The organism is Sphingomonas endophytica, assembly GCF_014199415.1.
Taxonomy (GTDB): domain Bacteria; phylum Pseudomonadota; class Alphaproteobacteria; order Sphingomonadales; family Sphingomonadaceae; genus Sphingomonas; species Sphingomonas endophytica.
In genome coordinates, this window is record NZ_JACIJN010000003.1 from 197,594 (window position 1) to 214,929 (window position 17,336).

General features: G+C 69.0%; 16 protein-coding genes. 10 read left to right on the forward strand and 6 right to left on the reverse strand.

Features of this window, described 5'->3' with window-relative positions:
• Positions 1–18 precede the first annotated feature (18 nt).
• A complete protein-coding gene (locus FHS97_RS06160; RefSeq protein WP_184034636.1) occupies positions 19–1,920 on the forward strand; it encodes an alpha-L-fucosidase in 1,902 nt (633 codons plus the stop codon).
• A gap of 123 nt (positions 1,921–2,043) precedes the next feature.
• On the opposite strand, the gene FHS97_RS06165 is transcribed toward FHS97_RS06160, so the two are convergent.
• Positions 2,044–3,876 (reverse strand): methyl-accepting chemotaxis protein, encoded by a 1,833-nt coding sequence (locus tag FHS97_RS06165; protein ID WP_246346500.1) that lies wholly within the window; start codon positions 3,874–3,876, stop codon positions 2,044–2,046.
• An 82-nt stretch (positions 3,877–3,958) separates the two neighbouring features.
• Positions 3,959–5,050, reverse strand: a complete 1,092-nt coding sequence (locus tag FHS97_RS06170; RefSeq protein ID WP_246346501.1) for a DUF2332 domain-containing protein — start codon at positions 5,048–5,050, stop codon at positions 3,959–3,961.
• A 235-nt stretch (positions 5,051–5,285) separates the two neighbouring features.
• On the opposite strand from FHS97_RS06170, the gene FHS97_RS06175 reads away from it, so the two are divergent.
• Genes FHS97_RS06175 through FHS97_RS06215 form a run of 9 tightly spaced genes read left to right on the forward strand, consistent with a single transcriptional unit; the run spans position 5,286 to position 12,502 of the window.
• Positions 5,286–5,549 (forward strand): STAS domain-containing protein, encoded by a 264-nt coding sequence (locus tag FHS97_RS06175; protein WP_184034639.1) that lies wholly within the window; start codon positions 5,286–5,288, stop codon positions 5,547–5,549.
• 29 nt (positions 5,550–5,578) lie between these two features.
• Positions 5,579–7,822, forward strand: coding sequence for a chemotaxis protein CheA (locus FHS97_RS06180; RefSeq protein ID WP_184034641.1), 2,244 nt, complete (start codon positions 5,579–5,581; stop codon positions 7,820–7,822).
• Positions 7,819–8,676, forward strand: coding sequence for a CheR family methyltransferase (locus FHS97_RS06185; protein ID WP_184034644.1), 858 nt, complete (start codon positions 7,819–7,821; stop codon positions 8,674–8,676). The genes FHS97_RS06180 and FHS97_RS06185 overlap by 4 nt, the downstream gene beginning before the upstream one ends.
• Positions 8,673–9,698 carry a protein-glutamate methylesterase/protein-glutamine glutaminase gene (locus FHS97_RS06190; RefSeq protein WP_184034647.1) on the forward strand — a complete coding sequence of 342 codons (1,026 nt, stop codon included), beginning with the start codon at positions 8,673–8,675 and terminating at the stop codon, positions 9,696–9,698. Before FHS97_RS06185 ends, FHS97_RS06190 begins: the two co-directional genes overlap by 4 nt.
• The gene (locus tag FHS97_RS06195; protein WP_184034649.1) at positions 9,695–10,255 is read left to right on the forward strand and encodes a chemotaxis protein CheD; all 561 of its coding nucleotides are present in this window, start codon (positions 9,695–9,697) and stop codon (positions 10,253–10,255) included. The genes FHS97_RS06190 and FHS97_RS06195 overlap by 4 nt, the downstream gene beginning before the upstream one ends.
• 46 nt (positions 10,256–10,301) lie before the next feature.
• Entirely contained in the window at positions 10,302–10,676 is a 375-nt protein-coding gene (locus tag FHS97_RS06200) for a response regulator (RefSeq protein ID WP_159757834.1), read from the forward strand.
• A 20-nt stretch (positions 10,677–10,696) separates the two neighbouring features.
• Positions 10,697–11,137: a chemotaxis protein CheW gene (locus FHS97_RS06205; protein WP_184034652.1), complete on the forward strand. Its 441-nt coding sequence runs from the start codon at positions 10,697–10,699 to the stop codon at positions 11,135–11,137.
• Positions 11,138–11,174: 37 nt separating this feature from the next.
• On the forward strand, positions 11,175–12,179 hold the full coding sequence (locus tag FHS97_RS06210; protein WP_184034655.1) for a chemotaxis protein CheB: 1,005 nt from the start codon (positions 11,175–11,177) through the stop codon (positions 12,177–12,179).
• Positions 12,176–12,502 carry a hypothetical protein gene (locus FHS97_RS06215; RefSeq protein WP_184034657.1) on the forward strand — a complete coding sequence of 109 codons (327 nt, stop codon included), beginning with the start codon at positions 12,176–12,178 and terminating at the stop codon, positions 12,500–12,502. Before FHS97_RS06210 ends, FHS97_RS06215 begins: the two co-directional genes overlap by 4 nt.
• Before the next feature lie 344 nt (positions 12,503–12,846).
• Here FHS97_RS06215 and rpsI read toward each other — a convergent pair whose 3' ends face one another.
• The 4 genes from rpsI to FHS97_RS06235 all read right to left on the reverse strand — a co-directional run bounded on the left by rpsI (position 12,847) and on the right by FHS97_RS06235 (position 17,267).
• A complete protein-coding gene (gene rpsI / locus FHS97_RS06220; RefSeq protein ID WP_184034660.1) occupies positions 12,847–13,398 on the reverse strand; it encodes a 30S ribosomal protein S9 in 552 nt (183 codons plus the stop codon).
• Positions 13,398–13,877, reverse strand: coding sequence for a 50S ribosomal protein L13 (gene rplM / locus FHS97_RS06225; RefSeq protein WP_184034663.1), 480 nt, complete (start codon positions 13,875–13,877; stop codon positions 13,398–13,400). Before rplM ends, rpsI begins: the two co-directional genes overlap by 1 nt.
• 160 nt (positions 13,878–14,037) lie before the next feature.
• Positions 14,038–15,078, reverse strand: a complete 1,041-nt coding sequence (locus tag FHS97_RS06230) for a COX15/CtaA family protein (RefSeq protein ID WP_184034667.1) — start codon at positions 15,076–15,078, stop codon at positions 14,038–14,040.
• Between the two features lie 140 nt (positions 15,079–15,218).
• Entirely contained in the window at positions 15,219–17,267 is a 2,049-nt protein-coding gene (locus FHS97_RS06235; RefSeq protein ID WP_184034670.1) for an NAD(+) synthase, read from the reverse strand.
• Between the last annotated feature and the right edge of the window lie 69 nt (positions 17,268–17,336).

Genomic DNA, 17,336 nt, shown 5'->3' on the forward strand with positions numbered 1-17,336 from the left:
CATTTCATGGAGCACCCGATGACCGATCTCACCCGCCGCGCGCTGATCGCCGCCGGTGCCGCCACCACTGCGCTCCCCGCGCTGGCGCAGGGCAGCGCCGCGCCGAAGCCATGGGGGGCGACGCCGTCCAAGCGGCAGGCCGCATGGCACATGCGCGAGCAATACGCCTTCATCCATTTCTCGATCAACACCTTCACCGATCGCGAATGGGGCTATGGCGACGAGAGCCCGACGCTGTTCAACCCGACCGACTTCGACGCCGACCAGATCGTCGCGGCGGCCAAGGCGGGCGGGATGCGCGGGATCATCCTCACCGCCAAGCATCACGACGGCTTCTGCCTGTGGCCGACGCTGTTGACCGAACATTGCATCCGCAACAGCCCGTACAAGCAGGGCAAGGGCGACATCGTCGGCGAGATGGAAAAGGCGACGCGCCATGCCGGGCTCGCCTTCGGCCTGTACCTGTCGCCGTGGGACCGCAATCACGCCGAATATGGCCGCCCGGCGTACATCGACTATTACCGCAAGCAGATCGTCGAACTCTGCACCCGCTATGGCGAGCTGTTCGAATTCTGGTTCGATGGCGCGAACGGTGGTGACGGCTTTTATGGCGGCGCGCGCGAGACGCGGAAGATCGACGCACCGAAATATTACGACTGGCCGTCGATCATCGCGCTGGTCCACCAGCATCAGCCGATGGCGTGCACCTTCGATCCTTATGGCGCGGACATCCGCTGGGTCGGCAACGAGGACGGCGTTGCCGGCGATCCGTGCTGGCCGACGATGCCCGCGCATCCCTATGTCCAGTCGGAAGGCAATTCGGGGGTGCGCGGCGCGCCCTTGTGGTGGCCGGCCGAGACCAACACCTCGATCCGTCCCGGCTGGTTCTACCACGCCGACGAGGACGCCAAGGTGAAGAGCCCCGCCCGCCTGCTGCGTTACTTCGACGAATCGGTCGGGCGCGGCACCAACATGCACCTCAACATCCCGCCCGATCGCCGCGGCCGGGTCGCCGACCATGATGTGGCGGTGCTCAAGAGCTTCGGCGCGGCACAGGCGCAGACCTATGCGCGCGATCTGGCGCAGGGCGCGGTCGCGCACGCCAGCGCCGAGCGCGGGCGCGCGTTCGCCGCGTCGAAGGTGCTCGACGGGCGGCGCGACACCTATTGGTCGACCCCCGACGGCGACACCACGCCGACACTGACGCTCGACCTGCCGCCGGGCCGGACCTTCGACGTGATCCGGCTGCGCGAATATCTCCCGCTCGGCGTGCGCGTGACGAAGTTCGCGATCGACCTCGAGGAAGGCGGGCAGTGGCGCACCGTCGCCGAACATGAGTGCATCAGCGCGCAGCGGATCGTGCGCTTGCCCAAGCCGTCGTCGGCGCGCCGGCTTCGGCTGCGGATCGTCGACGCCCCCGCCTGCCCCGCGATCAGCGAAATCTCGCTGTTCCGTCAGGTGCAGCCGGTCGCGGTCGCGCCGCCCAAGGTGACCGATCCGACGATCATTCCGCAGCGCGGCTGGTCGATCGTCACCGCGAGCGGTCCGGGCGCGGAGAAGCTGATCGACGGCGACGCGCAGACGCGCTGGACGGTGCCGTCACCGACCGCGGCCAATCCCGCCAGCGTAACGATCGATCTCGGCCGCGTACTGCCGCTCGCCGGGTTCAGCCTGACGCCGTCGCGCACCATCGCCAAGGACACCGCGCCGCCGCGCGGCTATGATGCGGAGACGAGCGCCGACGGCAAGACCTGGGTGCCCGCCGCAACCGGCGAGTTCGGCAATATCGCCTATGCGCTCGCCACGCAGCGGGTGGCGTTCGCGGTACGGCAGGCGCGTTACCTGCGGCTGCGCTTCGCGGCACCGGCGATCCCCGCGGGCAATCTGACCGTGGCAGAGGTCGGCGCGTTTACCGGTTAACCGACCCTGTCCTTAGCCCGTCGCCCCGGACTTGATCCGGGGGCACGCTTCTCCCCCTATTTGCGCGTCCAGAAGCGGGATCCCGGATCAAGTCCGGGATGACGAAGGCAGCGCGAGGTCGGTTCAGAACGCCGACCAGTCATCCTCGCTCGTCGCCAGTGCGGTGTTGCCGATCGTGCGCGGCGCGGGACGCGTGGGGGCGGTGATATGCCGGGCGTGCGGGGCGCTGACCGGCAGCGGCACCGCGCGCGCGGCGGGTTCGTCGACGGTGAAAATCGCCACCGCACCGGCGAGCTGTTCGGACTCGCGCGCCAGCAAGCTGGCGGCGGCGGTCGATTCCTCGACCATCGCGGCATTCTGCTGCGTCACGCCGTCCATCTCGTTGATCGCGACGTTCACCTGTCCCAGGCTCTCGGCCTGATGGTCGGAGGCGCGCGCGATCGTCGCCATGACCTCGCTGACGCTGCCGACGCGCTCGATGATCCGCTCCAGCGCGTGTCCGGTCGCGTCGACCAGTTCGACCCCCGATTTGACGTGGTGGATCGCCGACAGGATCCGCGTCTTCACGTCGGCGGCGGCATCGGCGGAGCGCTGCGCCAGCGCGCGCACCTCGCTGGCGACGACGGCGAAGCCCTTGCCCGCCTCGCCCGCGCGTGCTGCCTCAACCCCGGCATTGAGCGCGAGCAGGTTGGTCTGGAAGGCGATCCCGTCGATCACGCTGATGATGTCGGCGATTTCGCGGCTTGCCTTGTCGATGCCGTTCATCGCCTCGACCGACTTGCGGACCACCGCCCCGCCCTGCTGCGCAGCGTCGCGCGCCTCGGCCATCGCCCGATTCGCATCGGCGGCGTTGGTCGCGCCTTCGCGGACCGTGCCGGTGATCTCGTCCATCGCCGCGGCGGTTTCGCGCAGGCTCGACGCCTGTTGCTCGCTGCGCGCCGACAGGTCGCGCGCCGACTGGCTGATCTCGTCGGCATTCTGCTTGATCGTCTCGACGCTGCGCCGCACGTTGCAGGTCAGGTCGGACAGCTTGCCGACCGCACCGTTGAAGTCCTTCGACAGCACCGCATAGGAACCCGGCAGGGCGGTCAGCCGCACCGTCAGGTCGGCCTCCGACAAGCGGTGCAGCCCGTCGCCGATCGCGCGCATCGCCTGCTCGCGCTCCTGATCGGCGGTCAGCTTGGCCTGCGCCGCGTCGCGGAACACCAGCACCGCGCGCGCCATGTCGCCCAGTTCGTCGGCACGCGCGACATCGGGCACGTCGATCGCGCTTTTCCCCGCGGCCAGATCGGCCATGCGGCGCGTCAGCGCGCTGACCGGGCGCGCGATGCTGCGGCTCAGCGCCATCTGGAGCAGGACCGCGATCCCGATCAGCGCGATGCCGCCCAGCACCAGCGCGATCGTCGCGATGGTCAGCGCCCGCGTCTGGCCGGCGGCATTTTCCTCGATCGCGGCGGTTTCCTGTTCGCGCAGGTCGCGCAACGGCAGCACGATCGCGCTGGTCAGCACCTTCTTGCCCGCGTCGCGCACCGCCTGTTCGGCGGCCTCGCGCTGCCCGGCCTTGACCATCGCCACCAAACGGTCGCTCCAGTCGCGACGCCATTTGGCGGTTTCGTCGCGCGAGGTCAGGACCAGCGCGCGCTGCGCCGCGTCGGGCAGCAGCTTCTCCAGCGCCACCGTCGTCTCGTCATATTGGGTGCGCGCTTCGTTGTACGACTTGAGATAGGTCGGGTCGGCCGTGACCAGATAGCCGCGCAACTGGCTGTTCTCGCGCAGGATCGACGTCTCCAGCGTCAGCGCCTTGGCATAGACCTGCTGGCTGTTGTTGTTGTTCGCGGTCGCCGCGCGGATCATCCAGATGTTGGCGAAGAAAACGACCATCATGATCGCCGCCGAGGCATTGATGACGAGGAAGGAGAAGCCCAGCTTCCTCGGTATGCTCAGGGTCTTGAACATCGATGGTCTTTCTGCCGCAGGCGCCGCTTGCACGCGCCAGCCTTAGCGCCTGGTTAGTTAAACATGGATAAAGGCGGCACTTTCACTCCGACCAGTCGATCCACGCGCCATAAGGGTGGCAGGTCGCCAGCACGCGCGTGTCGCCCCCCGGCCAGCAGGTGAGCCGCAGCTCCACCGCGCTGCGCGGCGCATTCCATTCGAAGGCGATCCGCGCCAGCGGCCGCGCGCCGTCCGCGCGTGCGCCCGCCGCCGCGATGCTGCGTTCCAGCGCCGCGCGCTCGGCCGTGCCGACATATTGCGCCATCATCGAATGGAAGATCACGCGCCACCGCCCGGCCGGCTGCGCCGCCGCCAGCCGCTGCGCCAGCCAGACCGTGGCGTCTGCGCGCGCGATCCGCGGCGGATATGCACGCGCCAGCGACAGCGCGGCCGCCAGCCGGGCGGCGCGCGCGGGTTGGTCGGCGAAGACATAGGCCATCAGCCGCTCGCACGTCGCGGGGTCGTGCGGGTCGAGCGGATGAAGATCGACCCCCTCCGCCGCGACGACCGCGACGGCGCGGTCGAGCGGGGGCGCACCGCGCCATTCCGGCGCGATCCGCACCGCGGACCCGTCCGGCCCGGCGGTCACGCCGCCCAGATCGTAGCGGTAAAGCGCGAGATTGAGGTTGAGCCCCGCGCTCGATCCGAGTTCGAGCAGCTCGACCGGCAGCGCCGCGCGTCCGACGACCTCCATCAGCGCGGCGAGGATCGCGGCGGCGCGGCCGACCTCGTTGGTCTGCGGCGTGTCCGCCAGCCAGCGCGCGATGAACGCGTCGTTTGCGGCCAGCGCCGCGCGCACCGCGCCATCGAAATCGTCATGCGTGCCGCGATACAAGGCGCCGAGCGCCGGCGGGGTGTTGCGCCGCGCCAGCGCGTGCAGCGCGGCGTTCAGCCGCATCGCGACCGCCGCCGCCGCCGGATCGCCCGGCCAGTCCGCCAGCATCGCGCCGGTAAGCGGCGCCGCCGCGAGTTGCCGGTACGCCGCCGCCAGCACCGCCGCGACGAACGGGGAACCGATCGCGCGCATCACGGCCGACTGGCGCAGCAACTCCTCCGCCCGAGTCTCCGGCATGACCGTCCTTACCGCCCGCACCAAAACGATCTCCTGCGCGCCGCATTTCCGGACGCGCCTCATCCATGCAGCTCATTGGTTGTCATCGGATTAACCGGGGAAGTCGTGGCGCATGCGGCGACGCGTACCCGCGCATTTAACGTCATCTTAGGAGAGATCGGGCAGATCGGTTTTTGACCCGTCCCCCGTCGGCGGATGATGCGCGGGGGTCGACCAACTTGGGGAAGGACAGGACGAACATGCCCGAACATCGCTTCGTCCCGCGCCGTCCCGCCGCCATCTGACAGGAAAGGCCGCGATGTCGATCGTCCTCAGCCCCCGACTGGATACCGCCGCCGCGGCACCGCTGCGCCAGTCGCTGCTCAAGCTGGTCGACGCCGGGGCGCCGGTCGCGATCGACGCCGCCGCGGTCGACCAGATCGGTCAGGCGTGCCTTCAGGTGCTGGCCGCCGCGCGCGCTGCGGCGGTGGCGCGCGGCCTGTCGTGGCAGGTTGCCTTTCCCAGCGTCGCGATGGTCGAGGCCGGCACCCTCGCCGCCGTCGACGTTCTCGCCGCCGCCTGACTTCAAGACCCCTTCGCAGGAGCCCGACCTTGGACCTCGATGCAATCCAGCAGATCTTCTTCCAGGAATGCGAAGAAGGCCTGGCCGGCATGGAAAGCGCGTTCGCCGCGCTGCGCGACCAGCAATATGACGGCGAGACGATCAACGGCATCTTCCGCGCGGTTCATTCGATCAAGGGCGGCGCGGGCGCGTTCGGGCACGAGCGGCTGCAGGCCTATACCCATCAATATGAAACGCTGCTCGACCTGCTGCGCAGCGAGACGCTGGCGCTGACCCCACCGCTGGTCGACCTGATCGTCGCGGCGTTCGACATGCTCGCCGACCACGTCGCCGCGGCGCGCGACGGCGGCGAGGTGCCCGATGACGCGGCGATGCTGGCGCGGCTGATTGCGGCGTCGAGCGGCGAAGCGGCGGCCTCGCCCGAGGCGATGCCGGAGCCGGTCGCCGCCGCGCCGGTGATCGACGTGGTGCCGGTGGGCATCGGCGACGATTTCGACGACCTGATGGCGATGCTCGACGGCGTCAACGGTCCCGGACCGATCGCGCTCGAGGATTTCGACGCCGAGCCGGCGGCAGCGCCGGGCTGGCTGCTGACCTTCCGTCCCCCGACCAACGCGCTCGACAATGGCGGCGAGCCGTTGCTGCTGCTCCGCGAGTTGCAGCGGATGGGCGCACAGGTGCTGTCGTGCGACGCCGACACGCTGCCGCCGCTCGCGGCCCTCGACCCGGAACGCTCCTATCTGGCGTGGCGGATCGCGGTGCCCGCGACGGTCGAGGAAGACGATATCCGCGGCGTCTTCGAGTTCACCGACGGCTGCGCGCTGACGCTCGAGAAGGTGGCGGCGCTGCCGTCGGTCGCTGCGCCGACGATCGTGGTCGCCCCCGCACCGGAACCCGCCGCGATCGCGCCGGCTCCCGCCCCCGTTGCCGCGGTCGCACCGGCGGCTGCCCCGGTCGGCCCCGTCACTGCCCCGGCCGCTGCCGCGCCGGCGCTGGCTGCCGTCGCGACGCCGGCACCCGCCGCCTCCGCGCCGGTGGCAGCGGCTCCCGCGCCGCGCCCGGTCGCGGTCGCACCGGCGGCGCCGCCCACCCCGGTTGCGCAGACGATCCGCGTCGACCTCGACAAGCTCGACCGGCTCGTGAACCTCGTCGGCGAACTCGTCATCACGCAGGCGATGCTCGCTCAACGACTGAGCGAGAACGACATGGCGGGCATTTCCGAGCTGACCGATCTCGATCACCTGACGCGCGAGCTTCAGGAATCGACGATGGCGATCCGCGCGCAGCCGATGAAGACCGTCTTCAGCCGCGTGCCGCGCATCATCCGCGAGCTGGAGGGCGAGACCGGCAAGCGCGTCCGCCTCGATATCGAGGGCGAGATGACCGAGGTCGACAAGACCGTCGTCGAGCGGATCGGCGAGCCGCTCACCCACCTGATCCGCAACGCGGTCGACCACGGACTGGAAACCACCGAAGAGCGGATCAAGGCCGGCAAGCCCGAAACCGGCGTCGTCACGCTCTCGGCGGCGCATCATTCGGGGCGGATCGTCATCACCGTCGCCGACGACGGCCGCGGGATCGACCGCACGCGCGTCCGCGCCAAGGCGGTCGAGCGCGGGATCATCCTGCCCGACGCGGTGCTGAGCGACGAGGAAGTCGACAATCTGATCTTCGCGCCGGGCTTCTCGACCGCGGCGACCGTCTCGAACATCTCGGGACGCGGGGTCGGGATGGACGTGGTGCGCAAGAACGTCCAGGCGCTCGGCGGCCGCATCGGCATTCACTCGAAATTCGGCTCGGGCTCCAGCTTCTCGCTCAGCCTGCCGCTCACGCTGGCGGTGGTCGACGGGATGATCGTCACGGTCGGCGACCAGACGTTCGTGATCCCGCTCAGCCATATCGTCGAAAGCCTGCGCCCGACGGACGGGTCGGTGACCGCGATCGGCACCGATGGCGCGGTGCTCGACGTGCGCGGCGCCTATGTGCCCATCTATCCGGTCGCCGAGCAGCTCGGGATCGGCGGCAGCGAGCGCGACCCGGAGAAGGCCGTGCTGATCGTCGTCGAGGGCGATCAGGGCCAGGCCGCGTTGCTGGTCGATTCGATCCAGGATCAACGGCAGGTGGTCGTCAAGAGCCTCGAGGCCAATTACCAGGCGATCGACGGACTGGCCGGCGCGACGATTCTCGGCGACGGGCGCGTCGCGCTCATCATCGACGTCGACGCGCTCACCTCGCAGCGCTCGCGCCGCGCGCAACTGGCGCACGCCGCGTGACGCTCGCGATCGCCCTCCCCGTCTCGGCGGCGAAGCGCGAGTTCGACTTCGCGCCCGCCGATCACCAGAAGATTGCGCGAATCGTCTACGACACGCTCGGCATCCTGTTGCCGGAGGGCAAGTCGCAGCTCGTCTACGGCCGGGTCGCGCCGCGCGTGCGCGCCTGCGGGCTGACCAGCGTGTCCGCCTATCTGGCCGTGATCGAGCAGGATGAGGACGAGCGCAACCGGATGCTGGATGCGCTCACCACCAACCACACCAGCTTTTTCCGCGAGGCGCATCATTTCGAGGATTTCGTCGAGCGGATGTGGCCGACGCTGTCGCAACGGCTCGCGAGCGGCGGGCGCGTGCGGCTGTGGTCGGCGGCCTGTTCGAGCGGCGAGGAGCCCTATACCTGGCTGATGGCCGCGCTCGGCCACGACCGCTCGGCGGCGCAGCGGTTGCTCAAGGGCGATCTGCGGATGCTCGCCACCGACGTGTCGCCCAGCGTGCTGGAGACGGCGCGCGCCGGACGCTATTCGGCCGACACGCTGCGCACCGTGCCTGCCAAATTGCGCGCGACCTGGGTCAGCGACCGGCTGGTGGTCGACCCGGCGCTGCGCGAGGCGATTTCGTTCCGCCCGCTCAACCTGCTCGGCCCGTGGCCGATGAAGGGGCGGTTCGACGCGATCTGCTGTCGCAACGTCATGATCTATTTCGACGAACCAACGAAGGCGAAGCTGCAGGCGCGGCTGGCCGATCATCTGGAGACCGGGGGGATGCTCTACATCGGCCATTCGGAGCGGCTGTCGCCCGAGGTTGCCGCGCGGTTCGACTGCGTCGGGCGCACGGCCTATCTGAAGGTGCGCGCATGAGCGTCCGCACCCTCGTCGTCGACGATTCGCTGACCATGCAGGCGCTGATCCAGCGCACGCTCGCCAGCGATCCGCAAATCCAGGTCGTCGGCACCGCGTCGAGCGCCGAGGAAGCGCGCGCGCGCATCAAGGAACTCGATCCCGATGTCGTGACGCTCGACATCGAGATGCCGGGGATGAACGGGCTCGACTTTCTCGAGCGGCTGATGCGGCTGCGCCCGACCCCGGTGGTGATGCTGTCGACGCTGACCTCAGAGGGCGCGGACGCCAGCATCGCCGCGCTCGAGCTGGGTGCGTTCGAATGTTTCGACAAGCTCGCGCTGCGCCGTCCCGACGAGGCGATCCGACTCCCCGCGCTGGTCCGTGCCGCCTCCGGGTCGCGCGGGCGCAGCGTCGCCGCGGCGCCACGCGCGCTCGATCCGGCGCCGCTCGCCGATTACCGGCCGCGCGACCAGTCGATGATCGCGGTCGGCGCGTCGACCGGCGGGGTCGAGGCGCTGATCGAGCTGCTCTCCGGCTTTCCGGCCAATTGCCCACCGACGGTGATCGTCCAGCACATGCCGCCCAGTTTCACCGCCAGCTTCGCCGCGCGGCTCGACCGGCTGTGCAAGCCGAGCGTCGAGGAAGCGCGCGCCGGCGCGGTGCTGCGTCCGGGCAAGGTCTATCTGGCGCCCGGCGGCGATCAGCATCTGGAGATCGCCGGTCCGGCGACGCGCCGCTACTGCCGCCTGCTCGCGGGTCCGAAGGCGAGCGGGCACCAGCCATCGGTCGACGTGCTGTTCCACTCGGTGGCGCGAGTCGCCGGCGGTGACGCGGTCGGCGCGATCCTGACCGGCATGGGCGCCGACGGTGCCGAAGGGATGCTCGCCATGCGGCAGGCCGGCGCGGTGACGATCGGTCAGGATGAATCGTCGAGCGTCGTCTACGGGATGCCGGCGGTCGCGCACCGGATCGGCGCGGTCGTCCAGCAGATGCCGCTGCGCCGCATCGCCCCCCGCCTGCTCCAGGAGTGCCGTGCATGAGCGCGCTTGCGCTCCGCGACGGGCTGCGCCGCATCACGGTGGCGCAGGGCGAGACGCGCGTCAGCGACGAGACCGACGTGGTGCTCACCACCGTGCTCGGCAGCTGTATCGCGGCCTGTTTTTACGATCCGGTCGCCAAGGTAGGAGGTATTAACCACTACCTGTTAGCGGAGGGTCATGCCTCCGACCCCGCCTCGATGCAGCGCTACGGCGTCTATGCGATGGAAGTCCTCATCAACGCCATGCTGGCGATGGGCGGAGCGCGCTCGCGGCTCAAGGCGCGGATCTTCGGCGGGGCGACGATGCGCTCCGGCTTTCGCGACATCGGCGGCGACAACATCGCCTTCGCGCGCCGCTTCCTGCGTGACGAGCGCATCCCGCTGGTCGGCGAGGACGTCGGCGGCAATGGCGCGCGGCGCGTCGAGTTCCGCCCGGCGGTGGGCCTCGCCCGGTGCCGAGTCGTGACCGAACACTCGATCCCGGCGCCGGTGGTCCGCATCCGCCCGGCCGCCCCGCCGCCGCCGCCCGCGTCGCTCGGCGACGTCGAATTCTTCTGATCCCGCCTCTGCCTACGCCCCGCATTCTGCCCAGGAGCCGATACCCGTGACCAAGACGATCATGACTGTGGATGACTCGCCCAGCATGAGAATGCTGCTGCGCGCCGCGCTTACCGACCTCGGCTACCACGTCGTCGAGGCCGAGGATGGCGTCCACGCGCTCGAAACGCTGGCCAGCTTCGACGAGGAGGACGAGCCCGACCTGCTCATCACCGACATCAACATGCCGCGGATGGACGGGTTCGGGCTGATCGAGAACGTCCGCGCCGACGGTCGCCGCACGCTGCCGATCTTGGTGCTGACCACCGAAAGCTCCGACGAGAAGAAGCAGCGCGCGCGACAGGCCGGCGCCACCGGCTGGATCGTCAAGCCCTTCCACCCCGAAAAGCTCGCCGCCGCGATCCGCCGCGTCCTGCACTGATGATACAAGGAACGAACCCCATGTCCCGTCAGCTCATCACCTTCCAGCTCGGCGACCAGTATCTGGGCGTCGACATTATGGCGATCCGCGAAATCCGCGCCTGGTCGCCGGCCACCCCGCTCCCGAACGTCCCCAGCCACGTGCGCGGCGTGGTAAATCTGCGCGGCGTGGTGCTCCCCGTCCTCGATCTGCGCCACCGGCTCGGCTGGGGCATGACCGACCCGACCGCGCGCCACGTCATCATCGTCGTGCGGATCGGCGAGCAGTTGCAGGGCATCATCGTCGACGCGGTCAACGACATCGTCACCGTCCAGAACGAGGACATGCAGCCGCTCCCCGACATGGGCGATTCGGCGGCGCAGCAGTTCCTCGACGGGCTGGCGACGATCGACCAGCGGCTGATCCTGGTGCTGGCGCTCGATCGGCTGGTTGAGCGCGCCGCAATGGCGGATGCGGCCTGAATACAATTAGTTAACGCGCGTAGAGTAGGACGGGGTCATGGCTGGAACGAAAGTATTGGTGGTCGACGACTCGTTGACCATGCGCGCGCTGATCTCGGGCGCTCTCGAGCGGATCCCGGGCGTGGAAGTGGTCGGCATGGCCGATGGCGCGGCGGAAGCGCGCGGGCTGGTGGAGAGCACCCGCCCCGACGTGATGACGCTCGACGTCGAAATGCCGGGGATGAGCGGCCTCGATTATCTCGCCGAGATCATGGACACCAAACCCATGCCGGTGATCATGTTCTCGACCCGCACGCAGGACGGCGCGGCGGAATCGATCGAGGCGCTGCGGCTCGGCGCGCTCGACTGCTTCCCCAAGCCGCGCGTCGCCGCGCCGGCCGAGCTGGACGCGATCATCGCCAAGCTCGCCAAGCGCCTGAAGGCCGCGAAGAAGGCCGACCTGAAGCCGAAGAGTGCGCCCAAGTCCGCCAAGTCGCCGCCGATCGACTGGAACGGTCGCCTGTTACTGGTCGGTGGCGACGCCTCGAACACCAAGTCGATCTTCGACCTGTTCGCCGGCTTCCCGGCCAATTGTCCGCCGACCATCGTCGTCCAGCATCTCGGGCCGGGCATGGTCGAGAGCATGGCCGAGAAGCTCGCCGAGCAATGCGCACCCAAGGTGGTGGTCGCCACCGACGGCATGAAGCCGGAACAGGGCAATATCTATCTCGCCCCGCACGGCGACGCGCATCTGGTTATCGACAGCTGGCCGAACGGCACGCTGCGCCTGCTCCCCAAGGACCCGGTTGCGGGCGAGCGTCCGTCGATCTCGCTGCTGTTCGCCTCCGCGGCGAAGGCGGCGGCGGCCAATGCGGTCGGCGTGCTGCTGCTCGATGGCAATGAAGACGGTGCGGGCGGGCTGCGCGCGATGAACGCGGCGGGCGGCTATGCCTTTGCCCCGGCCGAAAGCGGCGGCGGCTACACGCTGACCCGTGGCATGGTCTCGCAGCCGGTCGCCAGCGACGCGCTGGTGGCGGGCGTCATGAAGATGTGCTCGAAATGACCGCTGCAGCGGCGACGCTTCCGGCGGACGGGAGCGCGTCGGCGGGCGGCGTGCCGCGCCCGCTGGCACAGGCGCTCGCCGCCGAGCTGGTGCTCGCGTCGCGCATGTTGGCCGATCTCGCTTATGATCTCGGCAGCGACGGCGCGACGCTGCGCCGCCACATGGCGAGCCTCCAGCGTATCGACCATATCACGCAGATCCAGCTCGCGATCGCCGATTTGCTGCGCACCTCGAACGGGGCGGACGGCGACATCGCGCAGGTGACGCTGCAGGACATGGCCGACCGGCTGCGGACGTTTCTCGGCGAGAACGGCGCGGCGTAGCGACGTTTTCGCGGCGCTGGCCGACATCACCGCACCGCGCGTCATCCCCGCGAACAGGGCCCAGCTACGCCGGCCTTCGCCAGCGCTGCATTTTTGAACGTTCCGCTCTACGTCCGTGGCGCGCGCCGCGCATGTACCGGATTTCGGTCCACCGCCCCGATAGCTTCGTCGCCCCGGACTTGATCCGGGGCCCCGCTTCTTACCGGGTCAACGGGAGTTCCGGATCATGTCCCGGCCGGGCAATCACGACAAAGGAGCGGCCAATCGCTTGACCGCTCCTCCGCAGGAACCAGCAGAACCACAGCGACCCCGGATCGTGCGAACGATCCGGGGTCGCCTGCGTCTTAGCGCTTCGAGAACTGGAAGCTACGACGTGCCTTCGCGCGGCCGTACTTCTTACGCTCGACGACGCGCGGATCGCGCGTCAGGAAGCCTGCCGCCTTGACGGGCGCGCGCAGCGCCGGCTCGTAGCGGGTGATCGCCTGGCTGATGCCGTGCTTCACCGCGCCGGCCTGACCCGACAGGCCACCGCCCTTGACGGTGCAGATCACGTCATACTGACCTTCGCGCTCGGTGATCCCGAACACCTGGTTGATGACGAGCCGCAGCGTCGGACGCGCGAAATAGATTTCCTGATCGCGACCGTTGATCGTGATCTTGCCCGAGCCCGGCTTCAGCCAGACGCGCGCAACGGCGTCCTTACGACGGCCGGTCGCATAGGCGCGGCCGTACTTGTCGATCTCCTGCGCACGCAGCGGCGCGCGCTGCACCGGCTCCTGCACGTCGCCGGCCAGATACGCATCGGCCGAGGTTTCGACCGGTGCGCCGTCGGTGGCCTGCTGCTGCTGCTGGAGCGCCGCACCCAGATCGGAAAGGGACTGGCGGTTGTCGGACATTATGCGCCCACCTTGTTCTTGCGGCTCATCGCCGCGATATCGAGGACTTCCGGGTTCTGCGCTTCATGCGGATGCTCGGCGCCCGCGAAGATCCGCAGGTTGCGCATCTGCTGACGGCCCAGCGGACCGCGCGGGATCATCCGCTCGACGGCCTTTTCTAGCACGCGCTCGGGGAACTTGCCCTCCAGCACCTTGGCGGGCGTGATGCCCTTGATGCCGCCGGCATAGCCGGTGTGCTTGTAATAGATCTTGTCGGTCAGCTTGTTGCCGGTGAACCGCACCTTGTCCGCGTTGATGACGATGACATTGTCACCGCAATCGACGTGCGGGGTGAAGCTAGTCTTGTGCTTGCCGCGCAGCACGTTGGCGATCACCACCGCCGCACGACCGACCACGAGGTCGGTGGCGTCGACGATGTGCCACTTCTTTTCCACCTCGTGCGGCTTGGCCGCCTTGGTGGTCTTCATCAGCGCCTTCATGGTGCCTGGTGACCTTCATTTCGCGTCGAAAGAGAAAAACGCGCCACCCCGCCGGGTGCACGCGTCGATGGCGGCGCAATGCCGCGCGCGGCCGATCCTGTCAAGGTTTCCGCGGGTTTGCTGACGGGTATTATAATACCGGCAGCGGCGGCAGCCGCTGCTACGCCCGGCGGCGACTGACCGCATGCGCGGCGACGACGGTCGCGATCAGCAGCAACGCGGCATTGGCCTGATGCGCCACCGCGACGACGATTTCGACCCCCGTCAGCAGCGTTGCGATGCCGAGCGCGATCTGCACCACGACCAGCAGCGCAACCGTCGCTGCGACCCGATCCGCACGCATCTTCCGCGCCTGATACGCCAGCCACACTAGCGCCCCGGCCGCGACGAACGCGATCCAGCGGTGGAGGAACTGCACGACGACCGGGTTGTCGACCGCATTACTCCACGCCGGCGCCAGCATCGGGACGTTGGCGGGGAACCACGCGTCTCCCATCAGCGGCCAGCTCGAGAAGGCATAACCCGCGTCGAGCCCCGCGGTCAGCGCGCCGAGCGTGATCTGCACCCCCAGCGCCGCGATCGCCAACGCGGGGCCGGCGCGCAGCGCCGCGGGGCGCGCCAGCGGGTTGGCGGCGAGCGTGCTCAGGTCGCGCGCGGTCCAGATGATCCCGCCGAGGATGAACAACGCGGTCCCGAGATGCGTCGCCAGCCGCAGGTGGCTGACGTCGGTGCGCACCGACAGCCCCGAGGCGACCATCCACCAGCCGATCGCACCCTGCAGCCCACCGAGCGCCAGCAGCGCGCTCAGCCGCCAGCCATAGCCGCGCGGGATCTGCCGCTTCACCGCGAACCACAACAGCGGCAGCGCGAACGCCAGCCCGATCACGCGCCCGAGCAGCCGGTGGAGATATTCCCAGAAAAAGATCGCCTTGAACCCGTCCACCGTCATCCCGCGGTTGAGCTGCTGATATTCGGGAATGCGCTGGTAATTGGCGAACTCGGCCTGCCACTGCGCCTGCGTGAGCGGCGGGACCACGCCGCTGATCGGCTTCCATTGCGTGATCGACAGCCCGGATTCGGTCAGGCGCGTGATCCCGCCGACCACGACCATCGCCACGATCAGCGCCGCAACCCAATAGAGCCAGCGCGCGAGCGCCGCCGGACGCGTGGACAGCGAGAAACCCGGACTTGCTTGTAGCATGCCGCCTTCTACGACCCGGTTGAAAGGAAGGAAAGCCTGCTGGCGAACCTCGGGTTCACCGCCCAAGCTGCGTTCGTCACCCCGGACTTGATCCGGGGTCCCGCTTGAGCGTGTCGAAGGGTCCGGGATGACGAAGTCGATTACCCGTCGATCCGCGGCCCGTTCGCCTTCAGCTCGGCCAGCCACGCCGCCGCGGTTCCGTCCGACGGCGCACGCCAGTCACCGCGCGGCGACAGCGCGCCGCCCGCCGACACCTTCGGCCCGTTGGGGATCGCCGAGCGCTTGAACTGGCTGGTCTGGAAGAAGCGGATCAGGAACCGCTCCAGCCAGTGCATGATCGTCGCCAGATCATAGGCGGTGCGCGCGCTCTCCGGATAGCCGAGCGGCCAGCGCCCCGCTGCGGCATCATGCCACGCATGCCAGGCGAGGAACGCGACCTTCGACGGCGCGAGGCCGTGGCGGATCAAGTAATGCGCGAAGAAGTCGTTGAGCGGATACGGCCCGATCTTGCTCTCGGTGCTCTGCAATTCCTCGCCGGGCACCAGTTCGGGGCTGATCTCCTGCCCGAGGATCGCTTCGAGCACCGCATCGGTCTCGCGATCATATTGGTCGGTGCCGATCGCCCAGCGGATCAGGAACTGGATCAGCGTCTTGGGCACGCCGGCATTGACCGCATAATGGCTCATCTGGTCGCCGACGCCGTAAGTGCACCAGCCGAGCGCCAGCTCCGACAGGTCGCCGGTGCCGACCACCAGCCCGTCGCGCTGGTTGGCGATGCGGAACAGATAATCGGTGCGCAGCCCCGCCTGCACATTCTCGAACGTCACGTCATAGACCGGCTCGCCGCGCCCGAACGGATGCCCCATGTCCTCCAGCATCCGCGTCGCGGCGGGGCGGATGTCGATCTCCTCGGCGGTGATCCCCAGCGCGCGCATCAGCTTCCAAGCGTTGCCCTTCGTCCCCTCGCTGGTTGCGAAGCCGGGCATGGTGATGCCGAGGATGTCGCTGCGCGGCCGCCCCAGCCGGTCGAGCGCCTTGGCGGCGACGATCAGCGCGTGGGTGCTGTCGAGCCCGCCCGACACGCCGATCACCAGCCGCCGCGCGCGCGCGGCGACCAAGCGCTTGGCGATCCCCTCGACCTGGATGTTGAAGGCTTCGTAGCAATCCGCGTCGAGCTTGTCGGGCGTGTTGGGCACGAACGGGAAGCGGCGGATCTCGCGCTTGAGCCCGACATCGGCGAAGTCGGGTTCGTGCCGGAACGCGACGCGACGGAAGCGCGTCTCGGGATGCCCGGCGAACGCCGCGGCGTCGTTGAAGGTGCCGTTGCGCAACCGCTCCTGCACGAGCCGCTCGGTATCGACGTCAGCGATCGTCAGTCCGGGCTCGTGCGCGAAGCGTTCGGAGGTCGCCAGCAACTCGCCCAGTTCATGGACGCTGCCCTGTCCGTCCCATGCCAGATCGGTCGTGCTCTCGCCCGGCCCGGCCGCGGAATAGACATAGGCGCACATCGCGCGCGCCGACTGCGATGCCGACAGCATCATCCGCTCGCGCGACTTGCCGATCACGACGTTCGACGCCGACAGATTGGCGCAGATCAGCGCCCCCGCCAGCGCGCCTTGCGTCGAGGGCGGGGTCGGTGCCCAATAATCCTCGCAGATCTCGGCATGGATCAAGAAATGCGGCAGATCGTCGGCGGCAAAGATCAGGTCGGCGCCGAACGGCACCTCCTCGCCATCGATCGCGATCGTCAACCCGGTGAGCCCCACCCCGCTCGCGAACCAGCGCTTTTCGTAATATTCGCGGTAATTGGGCAGGAAGGTCTTGGGCACGACCCCCAGCACGCGCCCGCGCGCGATCGCCAGCGCGCAATTGTAGAGCCGCCCGCCGCGCTCCAGCGCCGCGCCGACCAGCAGCACCGGGCGTAGATCGGCGCTCGCCGCCACAACGGCCGCGACCGCTTCACGTGTGGCGCGTTGCAGCGCCGCTTGCAGGTGGAGGTCGTCGATCGCATAGCTGCTGAGGTTCAGCTCGGGATAGACGACCAGGTCGACGCCGGCGTCGTGCGCGGTGCGCGCGATCCCGATCGCGGCCTCGGCATTGGCGGCGGGGTCGCCGACGGTGGCGAGCGGGGTGGCGGCGGCGACGCGCACCATGCCGTGACGATGCAGCGAGCGGAAGGCTGGGTTCATGGCCGTCGAATACCGGCCGGCGGGTGACTTTGCCAACTGTTCGCGGTGCATCGGCTAAGCTACATCAGT

Coding starts and splice junctions, on each gene's coding strand:
- FHS97_RS06160 (WP_184034636.1), top strand. CDS start 19: ATGACCGATCTCACCCGCCGCGCGCTGATCGCCGCCGGTGCCGCCACC.
- FHS97_RS06165 (WP_246346500.1), bottom strand. CDS start 3,876: ATGTTCAAGACCCTGAGCATACCGAGGAAGCTGGGCTTCTCCTTCCTC.
- FHS97_RS06170 (WP_246346501.1), bottom strand. CDS start 5,050: ATGAGGCGCGTCCGGAAATGCGGCGCGCAGGAGATCGTTTTGGTGCGG.
- FHS97_RS06175 (WP_184034639.1), top strand. CDS start 5,286: ATGTCGATCGTCCTCAGCCCCCGACTGGATACCGCCGCCGCGGCACCG.
- FHS97_RS06190 (WP_184034647.1), top strand. CDS start 8,673: ATGAGCGTCCGCACCCTCGTCGTCGACGATTCGCTGACCATGCAGGCG.
- FHS97_RS06195 (WP_184034649.1), top strand. CDS start 9,695: ATGAGCGCGCTTGCGCTCCGCGACGGGCTGCGCCGCATCACGGTGGCG.
- FHS97_RS06205 (WP_184034652.1), top strand. CDS start 10,697: ATGTCCCGTCAGCTCATCACCTTCCAGCTCGGCGACCAGTATCTGGGC.
- FHS97_RS06210 (WP_184034655.1), top strand. CDS start 11,175: ATGGCTGGAACGAAAGTATTGGTGGTCGACGACTCGTTGACCATGCGC.
- FHS97_RS06215 (WP_184034657.1), top strand. CDS start 12,176: ATGACCGCTGCAGCGGCGACGCTTCCGGCGGACGGGAGCGCGTCGGCG.
- rpsI (WP_184034660.1), bottom strand. CDS start 13,398: ATGTCCGACAACCGCCAGTCCCTTTCCGATCTGGGTGCGGCGCTCCAG.
- rplM (WP_184034663.1), bottom strand. CDS start 13,877: ATGAAGGCGCTGATGAAGACCACCAAGGCGGCCAAGCCGCACGAGGTG.
- FHS97_RS06230 (WP_184034667.1), bottom strand. CDS start 15,078: ATGCTACAAGCAAGTCCGGGTTTCTCGCTGTCCACGCGTCCGGCGGCG.
- FHS97_RS06235 (WP_184034670.1), bottom strand. CDS start 17,267: ATGAACCCAGCCTTCCGCTCGCTGCATCGTCACGGCATGGTGCGCGTC.